At 65.1% G+C, this 13,863-nt stretch carries 11 protein-coding genes; 5 read left to right on the forward strand and 6 right to left on the reverse strand.

The window, feature by feature from the left end:
* The first annotated feature begins 219 nt into the window (after window positions 1–219).
* The gene (locus ACOYYX_RS34000) at window positions 220–3,558 is read left to right on the forward strand and encodes a hypothetical protein (protein ID WP_422927098.1); all 3,339 of its coding nucleotides are present in this window, start codon (window positions 220–222) and stop codon (window positions 3,556–3,558) included.
* 27 nt (window positions 3,559–3,585) lie between these two features.
* On the opposite strand, the gene ACOYYX_RS34005 is transcribed toward ACOYYX_RS34000, so the two are convergent.
* Window positions 3,586–4,386, reverse strand: coding sequence for a hypothetical protein (locus ACOYYX_RS34005; RefSeq protein ID WP_422927099.1), 801 nt, complete (start codon window positions 4,384–4,386; stop codon window positions 3,586–3,588).
* Window positions 4,387–4,514: 128 nt separating this feature from the next.
* Between ACOYYX_RS34005 and ACOYYX_RS34010 the strand changes: the two genes are divergently transcribed.
* Window positions 4,515–5,231 carry a glycosyltransferase gene (locus ACOYYX_RS34010; protein WP_422927100.1) on the forward strand — a complete coding sequence of 239 codons (717 nt, stop codon included), beginning with the start codon at window positions 4,515–4,517 and terminating at the stop codon, window positions 5,229–5,231.
* A 207-nt stretch (window positions 5,232–5,438) separates the two neighbouring features.
* Window positions 5,439–6,707, forward strand: a complete 1,269-nt coding sequence (locus ACOYYX_RS34015; protein WP_422927101.1) for an MFS transporter — start codon at window positions 5,439–5,441, stop codon at window positions 6,705–6,707.
* Between the two features lie 114 nt (window positions 6,708–6,821).
* On the opposite strand, the gene ACOYYX_RS34020 is transcribed toward ACOYYX_RS34015, so the two are convergent.
* From ACOYYX_RS34020 to ACOYYX_RS34035, 4 genes are all read right to left on the reverse strand, one after another.
* Window positions 6,822–7,163: a hypothetical protein gene (locus tag ACOYYX_RS34020; RefSeq protein WP_422927102.1), complete on the reverse strand. Its 342-nt coding sequence runs from the start codon at window positions 7,161–7,163 to the stop codon at window positions 6,822–6,824.
* 171 nt (window positions 7,164–7,334) lie between these two features.
* Window positions 7,335–8,360 carry a YheT family hydrolase gene (locus tag ACOYYX_RS34025; protein WP_422927103.1) on the reverse strand — a complete coding sequence of 342 codons (1,026 nt, stop codon included), beginning with the start codon at window positions 8,358–8,360 and terminating at the stop codon, window positions 7,335–7,337.
* Between the two features lie 186 nt (window positions 8,361–8,546).
* On the reverse strand, window positions 8,547–8,957 hold the full coding sequence (locus ACOYYX_RS34030) for an RrF2 family transcriptional regulator (protein ID WP_422927104.1): 411 nt from the start codon (window positions 8,955–8,957) through the stop codon (window positions 8,547–8,549).
* 129 nt (window positions 8,958–9,086) lie between these two features.
* Entirely contained in the window at window positions 9,087–9,311 is a 225-nt protein-coding gene (locus ACOYYX_RS34035; protein WP_422927105.1) for a hypothetical protein, read from the reverse strand.
* Between the two features lie 578 nt (window positions 9,312–9,889).
* Here ACOYYX_RS34035 and ACOYYX_RS34040 point away from each other — a divergent pair.
* Complete coding sequence (locus tag ACOYYX_RS34040; RefSeq protein WP_422927106.1) at window positions 9,890–10,216, forward strand: hypothetical protein; 327 nt, start codon at window positions 9,890–9,892, stop codon at window positions 10,214–10,216.
* 276 nt (window positions 10,217–10,492) lie between these two features.
* Here ACOYYX_RS34040 and ACOYYX_RS34045 read toward each other — a convergent pair whose 3' ends face one another.
* A complete protein-coding gene (locus ACOYYX_RS34045; RefSeq protein ID WP_422927107.1) occupies window positions 10,493–10,696 on the reverse strand; it encodes a hypothetical protein in 204 nt (67 codons plus the stop codon).
* 738 nt (window positions 10,697–11,434) lie between these two features.
* On the opposite strand from ACOYYX_RS34045, the gene ACOYYX_RS34050 reads away from it, so the two are divergent.
* Window positions 11,435–13,852, forward strand: a complete 2,418-nt coding sequence (locus ACOYYX_RS34050; protein WP_422927108.1) for a S9 family peptidase — start codon at window positions 11,435–11,437, stop codon at window positions 13,850–13,852.
* The last annotated feature ends 11 nt before the right edge of the window (window positions 13,853–13,863 follow it).

The raw sequence follows: 13,863 nt of genomic DNA on the forward strand, positions 1-13,863 counted from the left end.
TCGCGGATGACGATACGAGCGTCGGATCGAGCCCGCGCCGGCCTCAAGCCTGCCAGAACGCTCGGGGCGTCGCAATGAGATAATCGGTCGCCGTACGGTCCCTATCGCGCGCCCTGGCCATCGGATAGCATGGGAAAGATGTAGGGATGGGTCGAATCGTGGCCCCAGTCCCTCGGGCATCGAGCCCTGGGCCGAGGCAAACTTGGAGGTCGACTCATCATGACGGACACGAACGCGCCGGCCGGGCGACGCCGCAGGAGGCTCAAGATCGCGGGGCTCGTCTTTGTCGTCGGACTCGTCGCGATCGCGGCCGCCATCCCCTGGCTCCTGGGAACTCCCCCCGTCCGCCGCTGGCTCATCGTGAGGGCGAACCGGGTGCTCGCGCCGGGGGAGATCCAGTTCCGTAGCATCCGCTTCTCCTGGTTCGGGCCGACGCGGCTCGCCGGCTTCCAGATTCGCAACGACCGCAAGGTGCCTGTCGTCGCGTGCAGCACGGCGACCTGGGATCGCAACCTCTGGCAGATCCTCTTCGACCGCCCGAGGTACGGGACGCTCCACCTCGACCATCCCGACCTCCGCGTCGAACGCAGGCTCAACGGCGACGTCGACCTCTACGAGGCCATCAAGCCCATCCTGAGCAAGAACCCCAAGGTCGACCTCCACGTCCGCGTGATCGACGGCAAACTCCGGTTCCAGGACGACTCGCAGGCCACGCCGGTCGTGGCGGAACGCGTGAATCTCAAGCTCGACATCCCCTCAGCCCCCAACCCGCTCTCCTGGGACCTCCAGCTCAAGAACGCCGGGAATCCCAGGGCGGCGAAGCTCGACCTCAAGGGACGCTACGAGCGATGGAAGGTCGAGTCGGATGGGTCGTCGCTCCTGGCGATCGACGCCAGGGGAGACGCGTGGACCTGGACTTATGGGACGCCCGAACTCGCCTTCTCGGGGATCTTCGGCGGCGAGCTCGCCGTCAGGAGTGAGCTGGGCCGATGGCAACTCGACGGCAAGCTCGGCATGGATGCGGTCGAGGCCTCGGGCTCGATGCTGGCCGGCGACCGCCCTCGGTTCGGCACCATCGCGGCCGAATTGCACGCGAAGGAGACGTCGCAAGGGTGGGACATCGGGCAGTTCGACGTCCGTTCTCCGATCGTGCAGGTCCGGGCGAAGTCGGCCCCCTCGGTGGGCTCGCAGCTCGAAGGAAGCATCGACCTCGCCGCGCTCCTCCGCGAACTGCCGCATCGGCTCCACGTCCGCGAAGGGGTCGTGCTCGACAAGGGGAACGCGACGTTCTCGGCCAGCTCGAAGGCCGAACGGGGCGTGCAGGCCTGGGACATCGAAGCCAGGATCTCCGACCTCGAGGCTCGCGACCACGACCGGGCCCTGACGCTCAAGGAGCCGGCGACCGTCTCGGCACGCCTCAGGCCGACCGGGACGAGTTGGGGCCTCGACCGCCTGGCCGCACGCACGAAGTCGCTCGACATCCAGGGGACGGGGGATCTCGAAAATGGAATTGAGCTCTCGGGGAACATCGACATCCAGGCGTTCCTCGGCGAGTTCCGCGAGATCCTCGCCATCAACTCCCCGGGGCTCAGCGGCAAAGGTTCCTTCCAGGGCAAGTACAGACGCGACGGCAAGGGCTACCAGGCGACCCTCGACGCGAAGCTCCAGCAGCTCGGGCTGGGGAGCGAGGCGAACGGGTTCCACCGCGAGGCGGCCCAGGTCCAGGTGGCTATCCAGGGACTTTCCGGATCGTTGGGGTTTCCCGAGTCCTGGTCGAGCCTCCAGTTGGGGCTGGCCAGCGGCGACATCACCGGCAATTGCGTGGTCGAGAGCCGCGACGGCAAGCGCGAGATCAACGGCTCGGCCCGTTTTCCCCTCGCCACGAACCGGCAAGGCGACGCGAAGCTCGACGCCCACTGGGATAGCCAGGGCCTCGCCATAGAGCAGGTCGACATCGGGCTCACCCCGTCTGGCCCCGACGCGGCCGACGCGCCGCCCCGCCTGACGGCCCGAGGCCAGCTCGATTTGACGAAGGGGGAACTGACACTGTTTCCCGCCGACGACGTGAAGGGCCCCCGGGCTATCGCACTCGGAGAGGATGGGCTTCGCGTGACGGGCCTCGGCGGAGAGGGCTCCCCTCGCGGCACCTTGACGCTGGTCGGCGACGTCGCCTCGGTCGTCCGGTCACTGGCGGATCCTAACGACTCGCCGCTGGCCGGCTTGTCGGGCGAATGGTCGGCCCAGGTCTCGCTCGAGACGGAGGCGAAAGCGTCGAGGCTCGCGGCCCGCGTGGATGTGCTCAACCTCGGGCGTCGGGTCGAGGGGGAGGTGCAGCGCACCGTCGAGGGGCCGATCCGGCTCGCGCTGAACGCCGACTACGCCCACGCCTCGGATCAGCTCGAGATCCCCGAGCTTTCTCTCGCCAGCACGTACGGCTCGGTCCAGGGCTCGGGAAAGATCCTCGAGCTGGGCGGCGAACAAAAGGTCGACCTCCGCGGCTCCTTGCTACCTAACTGGGAGAAGCTCACCGAGCTGGCCTCGCAGCGTATCGAGCCGGGTGCGAAGGCCACGGGCAAGGCGAGCCCCTGGTCGTTGCAGGGCTCGTTTCAGGACGCCCGGGGCGAGGATCCCTTCCGCACGATCGCCGCGAAGGTCGGAGTCAGCATCGAGGAACTGGACATCTACGGGCTCCACACCGGCCCGACCGAGCTGGCCCTCGAGGCCGCCGGGGGCAAGCTGAAGGTTGCGCCGATCGACACGAGCCTGAACGGGGGCCGCGTGCATCTCGAGCCGGGGATCCTGATCGATCCCAATGACGGCGTCGTCCTGCGTCTCGGCGACAACTCGAGCATCGAGGACGCCGAGATCAATGAGGAGGTCTCGCGACGGTTCCTATCTTATGTCGCCCCGATCCTCGACCGCGCAACTCGAGCGAAGGGCAGCGTCTCGGTGGACGTGAAGGATGCGTACCTACCCCTCGATCCGAGGGCCAAGCGGGCGACCTCCGTCGACGGGGCGGTGGTCTTCCAGGACGTCGAGTTCACCCCGGGCCCGTTCGTCGACACCCTGTTCGACATCGTCGGCCGCGAGGAGCGCCCGACGATCAAGCTGAACGACCCGGTCTCACTCACGATCGCCGACCACCGCGTCTACCAGCAAGGGCTGGCCTTCCCTCTGGGCAAGCTGACCGAGGTCCGTCTCGAAGGCTGGGTCGACTTCGATCGCAACATCGAGATGAAGGCGAGCGTCCCACTCACCACCGCGATGGTGGGCAACCGCCCCTTGCTCGGCAACATCGTCGGAGGCACGCGCATTCAGGTCCCGATCCGAGGCACCCTCAGCAAGCCGGTCGTCGACCGCGACGCCATGAACTTCGCCCTCAAGGACCTGGGCAAGACCCTCCTCGAACGCTCCGCCGTGCAGGGGGCCGCCGCGATCCTCGAACGCCTCACCAAGGGCCGCGACCCCAACGCCCCGCCGCCGCTGACACCGCAAGAACGCAAGGCCCAGCGTCAGGAACGCCGGGAAGAGCGGAAGAAGGCCCGCCAGCGGCCGTGATTCGCGGGCGAGTTCTTTGATTCGCTTCTACCTGGCTGTTTGTCCGATTCCAGGCTTCGTTCTGTACAGAACAAATCCGGCGCAACCTCCGCAATATGCCGCCAGAAGTGCAAAGTAATATTGCCCGATGCGATGAAATGCATCAGCATTTGAACTGAGGGACACCTTGCCAATCTTGAGCACGCCGTCCTGCACCACATAACCAAGCCGAAGCTGCCTCAAGATCAGCCCCAAGGTAATCCTGAGAGGCACATTTTCGACGTCAATTCTCACGGGCGACCACATCTTCATTCCTAACTCGCTCATGGCAACTTCGTCGACGTATATCGGAATTCCGTTATCCTTTTCACCTGCGGTAACTGTCCTGATGTATTTAAGCACGTCTTCAAGAGCCGTGTCGGTAGGAAATGGCATTGGGACTGGCTGATCTAACTCGGCCTGTATATGCCGATTAAGCTGATCGATTTGGCCATCTGCAGTGTAGGATGATGCGCCCGACTTAGAGTCTGCAGATCGATGAAGCCAGACATCCAAATGGTCGAGGGCGATCGAAGTGACTACTTCAGGCCGATCCGCTCTTTCTCCTAACCATGACTCCCAGGTAAGTGCCATCGAGCCCCACCCGAACAGGGTGAAGCCGAGCCAGAATGCCCGGCGTGCTTCCGTCCGGTAGATCACGGCGAGGATCGCGTAACCCAGGATCGCCAGGGTCATCAGGAGCACGATGGCCGAGGTGATCTCGGAGGGAAATCTCAAGGAAGCGAGGACAAGTCCCATCCCGAGGGGCAATCCCATCATTCCCGCAACCGAGATCCGCAAGTGTGCCATCACTTTTCCCCTTCCTCTATGTGGCCCTGGAATCAAACTTAGACGGAGGACCCGGGGATAGGGTTCCGGGAACCTTCCTTGACGGCTCGTCGGGAGATTGAACCACGAAACTGCGGCGAGGAGACGACATGCTTTCCTTCGTCATCCCGGCCTACAACGAGGAGAAGCTACTCGGCCGCACGCTGGCCAGTTTGATCGTCGCGGCCAGGGCATCGGGGGAGCCGTTCGAGGTCGTGGTCGCGGACGATGCATCGACGGACGGCACGGCCGCCATCGCGAACGAGAACGGCGCCCGCGTCGTGGCGGTCCAACATCGCCAGATCGCCGCGACGAGGAACGCGGGGGCCAGGGAAGCCATCGGCGATATGCTGATCTTCGTCGATGCCGATACGATTGTCGACGAGAGGGTGATCCGCTCGGCGGTCGGGGCTATGAAAGGCGGTGCCGCGGGCGGGGGGTGCGGGTTCCGCTTCGACGGTCGTTTGCCGCTCTATGGTCGGATCCTGGAGGCGATCACAGTCCCCGCCTATCGGGCCCTGGGGCTCGCGAGCGGTTGCTTCCTGTTCTGCACCCGCGAGGCTTTTCAGGGGGTCGGCGGCTTCAATGAAGGGCTGTTCGGGGCGGAGGAGGCCGCGATGAGTCGGGCCCTCCGCAAGCAGGGGCGATTCGTCATCCTTAGGGAGAACGTGACGACCTCGGGTCGCAAGCTGAGGGCCTATTCGGCGCGGGAGGTCCTGGGCTTGCTGGCGCAACTGGCCCTTTCCCGGACGCGATCCGTCCGGCGGAGGGAGGGGTTGGACATCTGGTACGGGCCTCGCCGAGATGACCCGGGCTCCGCGCAATGATGTCGCTCGCATCGAGCCTCCAACTTCGCAGCCCTTGCGAATCCGACATTCCTGCCGATCCGCCTCGCCTGTTATGATCCAGCGCGGACGACCTTGGGAACCGCGCGCGTTCTCGACGCCCGAACACGCTTCAACGCCGAAGCCTCCCACGCCCAGGCCGCCTCGTGGCCGGCTCGACTGGCCCACTTCGATTCGACAGGAACAGGCATGTACGCAAGGACTCGCTGGCGCCTCTCGGGAATGATGGCGCTGCTGTACGCCGTGCAGGGGGCCTTCTGGCCGATCCTCGCGGTGCACTTGCACGAGTTGGGGATCGATGGTCGGCAACGAGGCAGGATCTTCGCAACGCTCGCCATCGGGTCGTTCCTCATGCCGCTCGGCGCGGGGCAGCTCGTCGACCGCCTGATGGCGACGCAGAACTTCCTCGCGATCGTGTACGCCCTGGGTACGACGATCCTCGTCGCGCTCGCCTGCGGGGTGACGAGCCGGCCGGAGGCGATCTTCGGCTGGTTCCTCGCGTATTGGCTCATCACCGCGCCGGCGACGGGGCTCGCGACCTCGCTGGCACTCCGGAACCTACGGCACGCTCGCGAGGAATTCGGGGCGGTCCGGCTCTGGGGGACGATCGGCTGGATGGCGATCGGATGGGCCGTCACCGCGGCCATGCTCATGACGGGCTCCGCGCATTCGGGGCAGGGGACTTACGTCGCCTTCTGGATCGCGTCCGCGCTCTCGCTTGTCATGTCGCTCTACTGCCTGACGCTGCCGAACACGCCTCCGCTCGCCGCGACGGACCCGGCCGGGAACGGGCTCCGCGAGGCATTAGCCCTGGTCCGCCAGCGCGAGGTGGCGGTGCTGCTCGCGACGGCCCTCGGGGTCGGGCTCACGACGCCGTTCGTCTATCAGGTGCTGCCGACCTTCCTCGTCCATCGCGGACTGCCCCGAGGCTGGGTCACGACGGTCATGACCCTCGGACAAGTCCCCGAGGTCGCAGCCCTGGCCATCCTGCCCGGCCTCTTCCATCGGCTGAGGACAAAGTGGACCCTGGCGCTCGGGATCCTCGCCTATGCCCTCCGATACGGGAGCCTCGCGATCGACCCGCCGCTCTGGCTCGCGATCGCGGGGATCCCGCTGCATGGCATCGGGATCGCCTGCTTCACGGTCGGGGCCCAGGTCTTCATCGATAGCAGGGCACCGTCGCATCGGAGGGCCGGGGCGCAGGCCCTGTTGCTCGTCCTCACGGCGGGGATCGGGCCGCTGCTGGGGAGCCTCATCGCCGGGGAGTCGGCTTTGTATTTCGGGAGCGGGCATGCGCTCGTCTTCGTGGTGCCCTGCGTCCTGAACGTCCTGATGCTCGCCGCCTTCGTCCTGGCGTTCCGCCCGGGGTTGAACCCTGGAAATTCCCACGCGACCGAAGCGGTGACGGGCGAGCCACAACGCGAACCCCTGACGGTCTCGGGATCGACCGGGGGTTGATCGCCGGATCATGAGTCCATGGAAAAGCCCCGCGTCGTCGGCCATCGAGGGCCGGACGAGCGGGGCAGGGGTGTTGGCCACAAAGTCTGGAGGTTCGTCCTCTCGAAAAGGAGATCAGGCGTCCTCGGCCGATCGCTCCTTGGAGGGCGGGCGCTGGACCTTCTTGGCTCGAGGCTTGCGCTTCGCCGGCTCCTTGGCCTTGATGGGAGGGGGCGGGGGGGCCGTCAGCGTCTCATCCAGGAGGTCGGCAGAGTGTTCCAACTGGCCGAGCAGGAGGCTGAGGAAATGCAGACGCGTCCCCTGGGTCTCGAGGAACTCATTGAAGAGGAAGCCGCTCTCCATGAATTCATCCCCCTGGCTGAGGATGTCCTCGGCAAGCTCATCGACCAAACCATCTCGACCGCGCTGGAGGACCTCGATTGCCGCCCGATATTTGTTAAACAACGCGTCAGCCATGAGAACCCTCGCCTCCCTCATTATTTGACACGGCCTGAATGCGACATTCAGCGGATTAGGGGACGTCCATGTTCCCAATGGTAATAAAGTAAGCCTTCGAGCCTTCCACTTACTGAACAAACGACAACTCTCGCCCTGAACATAACCGAATCGGGGCCGGGTTGGTAGACCTCAGCCATGAGCCGGGGGACGCCCCCAGTGGAGGCGTAGCCAGGTCGCGAGTCTCGCTTCGAGCCAGCGCCGGTCACCCTCCCAGCTCGACCGGCTGAAGTATCCGAGGTGTCCGCCCGCAGGGATCAGCTCCAGAGTCACATTCGGCGGAAATTCAGCCCTGTGAAAGACTTCTACGGGAATGAACGGGTCGTCGGCCGCATGCACGACCAGTCCGGGCACCCGGATCCGCGACAGGTAACGCACCGAACTCGACTGCTCGTAGTAGTCCAAAGCGCCCTGGAAACCATTACGGGGCGCGGTGTACGTATCGTCGAATTCGTAAAGCGAACGAACCTGGGTAAGATCCAGTGACCCGAGCTCCGGGAACCTCTTGTGCAATCGGCGGACCTCGGCGCGGAGCAACTTCACAAAATTTCGGTCGTAGATTCGATTTCCAGGTTGCTGGAGGTGCCGGCAACATTCGGCCAGGTCGATCGGCGGGTTTGCGGCCACCACGCAATCGACGTTCGGCAGCTCATCCGGCGTCGTCTCCCCCGCCAGCTTGAGCACCAGGTTCGCCCCGAGTGAGAAGCCGACGAGCCCGATGGGCGAGGTCGGCTCACGTCCCGCCATCCACTCGACAACCCGTCGGAGCTCCGTGGTTCGGCCTCCGTGGTAGAACCCCCTCGCCAGGCCGAAACCCTGTCCCGCCCCGCGCAGGTTCATGCGAACGACCCTGACACCGTTCTCGACCAGCCTCGCGGCCGTCCTGACGACGTAAGGTGAACGGGCACAACCGGCAAGACCGTGGACGAGCACCGCCGAAGGATTGCCCGAGGTCCACCCCTCGGGGATCGACTCCAGCACACAGACGCTCTCATCGTCACCGATCGGTACGCGATGAGACGTCGAGACGAGATGCGAGCGTCGACCCGGCAGGTAGCGCGAGACGATTGTCTGGGCATTCCCACCACGAATCCATGGATGGGGTTCGAAGCGAGGAACGCCGCCGGCGATGTCGAAGGTGCTGTTCGCGGTCGTCATGGGGGACTCACGCCCTGAACCCGGGCAGCAATCGAACGCCTTGCCCGAGGACAACCACATTCTAGGAGGCCGGAACCCTGGTGGCTAGGAATAGCCAGGAGCCAGGTATCTTCGAAGTAAAGATAGGCGAAGGTACGTGGTGGGGCAATCCTGGTCATCTGACAACTGGCCGAGCGGGATTTCGGCTCAGATGATCCAGTCCTGGGGGGTAGTACGGCCGGCGAGGTGGGCGATGGAGGTCTGCTCGAGGACGGCCTTCTCGGCGGCCCTGACCATTTCCCAGACGGAGGCGAGTGCGCGTGCGGCCGGCTCGACGGTCTCCCTGGGTGGCTCGCCGGGGCCGTCGATGGCGGCGAGGACCTCCCGCAGCGAGATCTCCTCGGCACTCCGGGCGAGCCGGTATCCGCCGGCCGCGCCCCGGGTGCTGAAGACGAGCCCCGCCCCCTTGAGCTGGATCAGGATCTGGACGAGGTAGCGCTCTGGGATCGTGTGGGACTCGGCGATCTGCCGGACCCGGAGCGGGGGATCGTCGGGTTGGCGCTGGGCCAGGGCGATCACGGCCAGACACGCATACTCGGCCTTCGCGGAGATCTTCATTCCGGTCGATCCCTGGGGCCGGGTCTCGCGTCCCTTCCTTCTCGATCGGGCCCCGATGATGCGGCCTCGAAGCGCTGAAACGAAGGGACTGATGCGAGGCGGCGAGTCGGTAGAGGCCGAAGCCCTCGATCAATTCATGCAGGTGAAGAGGTGGCTCTCGTGCCAGGGGGCCTGGACGCAGGCCTGGGCCCGCTCGTAGGCCAGCCGATAGACCTCCTGCATCCAGCCCGTCATCGCGAACTGCCCCTGCATCGGGACGGGGCAGGCCATGAAGCCCTGGGCCGAGATCGCCTGAGGCGCCGGACGAGTGACCGTGCTGAGTTCACCTTCACCGAAGATTCGAGAGACGGGCATGACCAGGACTCCGACTGGGAGCGGGATAACAGCCGCTCAGTGACTACTCAATAAATATTATCGGCTTACTGACGTTTGGCAAATCCAATTTCCGATTTCTCCGCCGATTGCTCACCTCATCTCGACACAACCTGTTTTAAGTCAAAGAGATACAATTCAGAAAATTTTCTCGACAATTCGAGTCAAGATAGTAATCATTAGGCTCCTCAGAACCCCTCGTACCCATCCTCCGTGCGAGAATGGCAGGGGACGAGGATCCCAAGGCGGTGGCATGAAGCCGGGTGTTTTGAGGGATTCTTCGGGGGCCTGAGATGAGCCGGGGTCGAACCGCTCGATTGGGTCCGACGATCGGACATGTTCATCGCCGAAGTGTTCGGAAGCGAGCGAGTCGAGGGAGGACGGGGTTATCTCAAAAAATCCAAGAGCTTTGAACCGTTCGGATTCGACACGTCGTACAAAGTTTGTCGGATGGGGATGAGGCCGGCGAGACCTTCCCGACATCCGATGAAGCGAATTTGCGTCAGGTTGCGTGGCTCGACCGCCGGCGGAACGGGCGGGTCACACGAAGGAGGGCTCCGATGAGTCTTCAACTCGGTGGGATGCGTCGGGCGGCGGCGGTGGGCGTCCTGGTGATGGCGGCCTCGTTCCTTCCCGGCTCGGTGGCGATGGCTCGCGGCCACGGTGGATACCACGGCGGATATCACTCTCACCACGGCTACGGCGGAGGCTATCGACACGGCGGATGGGGATACGGCCGGGGCTACAATTGGGGCTGGAACGGCGGCTATCGCTACCCGCAATATCGAGGCTGGGGCTGGAACCGATACGCCCCTCAGCGCCACGTCAACCCGTACTACTGGAACCGCTTCAACTACAACCGGGGCTATTACGCGCCGTTCTATTGAACTGAGCCGCGATACCTGGCTTAGAGGACGTTCCGCACCTCGTCCGCGAAAGATGTCGAGGCGTGAGGATTTGATCTCATCAGCCCGCGTTTTTCGCGGACGCATCGGCTCACAGCGATCGGCAAACCCCATAAAAGACGTGTCCCGGTCCCGCTCCTTCGCAGGAGCGGGTACCGGGTGTTTGCGGTGCGGGTCGGGCACCGGTGGGGATGATGATATGCTAGTGAGGGGTGATGCAGTCCAAGTGGAGCCGGCGAGAATATTGCGTGAAGTCCGTCAGGCTACGGCGAAACAGAATCGATTGCGGACTTCGTTGGCTTTAGAGGCAGCGTCGGTCGCATGTCCAAGTTCGTCCAACAGCCTGTGGATGACCATGCGAAGGCCGTCGGCCTCGGCGATCGTCAGGCTCGAGTCGGCCAGGCGAGTCATCATGTCACTCAGATTTTCAAGTTTTGAACTTCGGTCTTCGATGGTTCCCATTTTGGGCACTCCGCATAGCTCAGGACACTCCTGGCGTGGGACGTTTCTCCTCGTTTGAGACTCGTAACGAACACGCCACAACCCAGAAGCAAAAGACTGGCCAAAGGTTCGCACCGGGCCGAAAATGCCCGTCCTCGGCCCCAGATCACTTCGCTCAACTCTCGTCCGACCATCCTCTTAGCGACATCCGATAAAAAGACTCAAGGCTTTGGCGGGCCGACCGGGGGTCGGCCTTCGCCCCGGGGATGTCGCTGAAGATTCATGCACCCTCGCCTCGCACTCGGGCGACGTCGAATCCTCGTCGCGGCTCTCCTCGCATCAGTCTCTCATATCTTCCGCACAAGGACGGCAACGCGGATCGACGCACGCGCCGACGTGCGACCCATGACCCGTCGGGCCGGGCACAATGATCGCACTCGGGGCAGGTCATCCGCCATTCGAAGCGGGTCCCGTCCCGACCAAGAGTTGTTCAACATTCAATGGCCTGGCGGCCTCATCGCCAGATGTGTTGCGGAACGACCGGCAAGGCCCGAGACTGTTGGCCTTGAGGTGGTTCGAGTCCGGAGAGTCCGAACGACCCGGCCTCGCGCCGGGGAACCAGCCGATTCGATCCGATGGGGAGCACCTCTCGGCGAATCGTCGCTCGACCCGCCGTGCTCTCGATCATTATGCAGGGGGAGGCAAGCCCCCCCCTCTCGGATCGCGCCGATTTCCCACACGGCCCAGGAGTCACAACCCATGTCGCTACGGACGGCACTCGGATCGATCTCGGTCGCCTGCCTCCTGGGAGCCCTCGGCTCCGACCTCCCGGCCATCGGGGCCGACCAGCCGACGACGCGACGGGCCGACCCTTTTCCGCTGGACCTGGCGTTCACCCGCAGGGACTTCCCCTTCTACGAGAAGGCCGAGGTCAGCCCCGACGGCTCCCACGTCGCCTACTCGGTCGTTACGCCGATGAAGCGGCGGGAGGACGTCTGGACGCTCGCCTCGGGGCTCCCCGCCGTCTATCAGGGGGGCCGGATCCACATCGTCGAGGTCGCCACGCAGAAGGTCCTCCCCGTGGGAGCCGACCTTGCGACGAGCTTCGCCCCCGCCTGGTCGCCCGATGGCTCGAAGTTGGCCTACTACTCGGACGAAGAGGGAGCCCTCCGCGCCTGGGTCTTCGACGCGAAGAAGGGCACCTCGACGACCGCGGCCGACCTGCGGGTCAAGTTCCACTACCACCTGACCACGGTCATGCCCCCGACCTGGAGCCCCGACGGCCGCAAGCTCCTCGTCCCCTCCCTCCCGGCGGCCGAGGTCGGTCTCGACCCCAGGCCCAATGGCGGCGACATCGCGACCGGACCGGGCGGGACTCGGCCGAGCATCCTCGTCCTGGCGTCTGGAGACGAGCCGGCCCCTCCCGCGAAGGAGCATCCCAGGTCCTACAGCATTTACGACTCGCTCGTGGATCTGACGGAGATCGACCTCGCCGCGAAACGTTTGCGCGTCCTGCTCCCGGCGAAGCCCCCGGAGTGGAAAGGGACGGGCCCTGCGTTCGCTAGATATTCTCCTTCCGGCCGCTTCCTCGCGTACGTCTCCGGCATGAGGACACGTCCTACCGAGGGGAATCCCGCCCGGGACGTCCTCGACGTCGGCGTCGTCAGGGTTGGCGAGACCCGCCCCCTGCACGTCGAGGAAATCTCCGAGGTCTACCTCGGTCGGGAGAGCCACTTCGGCGACTACCTCGGCCGGGCCGGCGTGATCCTAGCCTGGCATCCCACCGACGACACCCTGCTGTTCCTCGACGACAAACGGCTCAGGATGCTCGACCTCGCGAAGGGCACCGAGCCGAGAGCCGTCACGCTGGCCGCCGAATCGGGACAGCTCAACGGCGACTGCCTCGCCTTCGTTCCCGGTCGGCGCGAGGTCCTCGTCGGCCTGATCTCCGATGGAAGTCGGCCCGAGGCCTTGGCCCTCATCCCGCTCGATGGCGAGCCCCCCCGAACCTACCCCCTCCTCGAGGGTTCCCACCCCGGCCAGGTCGTTCGCCGCGACGGTGCCTCGCTCTGGCAGCCGGTCGCCGGCTCGGCGACGTTCCTCGTCAGGGACGAGAGGGGAGGAAGAACCCTGGCCCGCCGCCTTGTTCTCGAGACAGGAGCGTGGACGAGCCTTCCAATCGCCTCGGAGACCGTCGAGGTCCAGGGGATGCCGCATAATGGTTCGTTCCTGGTCGGTTTGGTCCAGGGCATGACCCGGCCGCCGGACCTCCACCGCTTCGGCGTCGACTTCTCGGATCAAGGTCGTCTCACCACGATCGAGCCGCGACTCGAAGGGCGAGATATCGGAACGGCCGAGTCGTTCGAGACCGTGGTCCCGCTCCACGATGGCCGGCTCAAGCCTGTTCGGACGGCCGTGCTGCTCCCTCCGGGAGCCAAACGCGGCGAAAGGCTGCCGGCCATCGTCGAGGTCTACGGCGGCGACGATCGGTCTCTCTCGATGCGACACTTCGGAGGCGGCGAGGTGGGCGAAATGCCCGCGCCGATCTTCACGAGCCGAGGTTACGCGGTCCTCCAGGTCGACGCCCCGATCGGGCCCCCTGGAGTGCCTGGTCGACCGCTCGACGAGCTGCGCGACGTCGTCTTGCCCCAGGTCTATCGGGCCGCGGAATTGGGATATGTCGACATCGATCGAGTGTCCCTGGCCGGGCAATCGTACGGCGGGTATTGCACGGCCGGACTGGTCTCGACGACGAACCTCTTCCGCGCGGCGGTCGCCGTCGATGGTTCCTATGACCTCGGCAGCAAGTATGGATTCCTGCGGCCAGGCGAGCCGAACGGCGACGCGGAATGGTTGGAGCGGGGGCAAGGGCGCATGGGCAAACCACTCTGGGGCGACGCGCATCGCTACATCGACAACTCCCCTTACTACCGGGCCGACCGCATCCGGACGCCCCTCCTCCTCATCCACGGCCGGGAGGACCGCGCCTGCCCGGCCGGGCAGGCCGAGATGATGTTCGTGGCGTTGAGGCGCCTCGGCCGGACCGCCCAGCTCGCCATTTACGAAGGAGAAGGCCATGTCGTCTCGCGCTGGGAGACGTCGCACGCGGTCGACGCCGCCGACCGCACGCTGAGCTTCCTGCGACGCCACCTGGAGCCGAAGCCGAAGGACGACTGATCTTCGGCCTC

Origin of the sequence: Singulisphaera chitinilytica, from assembly GCF_049331405.1 — a bacterium.
Taxonomy (GTDB): Bacteria; Planctomycetota; Planctomycetia; order Isosphaerales; family Isosphaeraceae; genus PoT.

Coding starts and splice junctions, on each gene's coding strand:
- ACOYYX_RS34025 (WP_422927103.1), bottom strand. CDS start 8,360: ATGACGACCGCGAACAGCACCTTCGACATCGCCGGCGGCGTTCCTCGC.
- ACOYYX_RS34040 (WP_422927106.1), top strand. CDS start 9,890: ATGAGTCTTCAACTCGGTGGGATGCGTCGGGCGGCGGCGGTGGGCGTC.
- ACOYYX_RS34020 (WP_422927102.1), bottom strand. CDS start 7,163: ATGGCTGACGCGTTGTTTAACAAATATCGGGCGGCAATCGAGGTCCTC.
- ACOYYX_RS34050 (WP_422927108.1), top strand. CDS start 11,435: ATGTCGCTACGGACGGCACTCGGATCGATCTCGGTCGCCTGCCTCCTG.
- ACOYYX_RS34035 (WP_422927105.1), bottom strand. CDS start 9,311: ATGCCCGTCTCTCGAATCTTCGGTGAAGGTGAACTCAGCACGGTCACT.
- ACOYYX_RS34010 (WP_422927100.1), top strand. CDS start 4,515: ATGCTTTCCTTCGTCATCCCGGCCTACAACGAGGAGAAGCTACTCGGC.
- ACOYYX_RS34015 (WP_422927101.1), top strand. CDS start 5,439: ATGTACGCAAGGACTCGCTGGCGCCTCTCGGGAATGATGGCGCTGCTG.
- ACOYYX_RS34000 (WP_422927098.1), top strand. CDS start 220: ATGACGGACACGAACGCGCCGGCCGGGCGACGCCGCAGGAGGCTCAAG.
- ACOYYX_RS34045 (WP_422927107.1), bottom strand. CDS start 10,696: ATGGGAACCATCGAAGACCGAAGTTCAAAACTTGAAAATCTGAGTGAC.
- ACOYYX_RS34030 (WP_422927104.1), bottom strand. CDS start 8,957: ATGAAGATCTCCGCGAAGGCCGAGTATGCGTGTCTGGCCGTGATCGCC.
- ACOYYX_RS34005 (WP_422927099.1), bottom strand. CDS start 4,386: ATGGCACACTTGCGGATCTCGGTTGCGGGAATGATGGGATTGCCCCTC.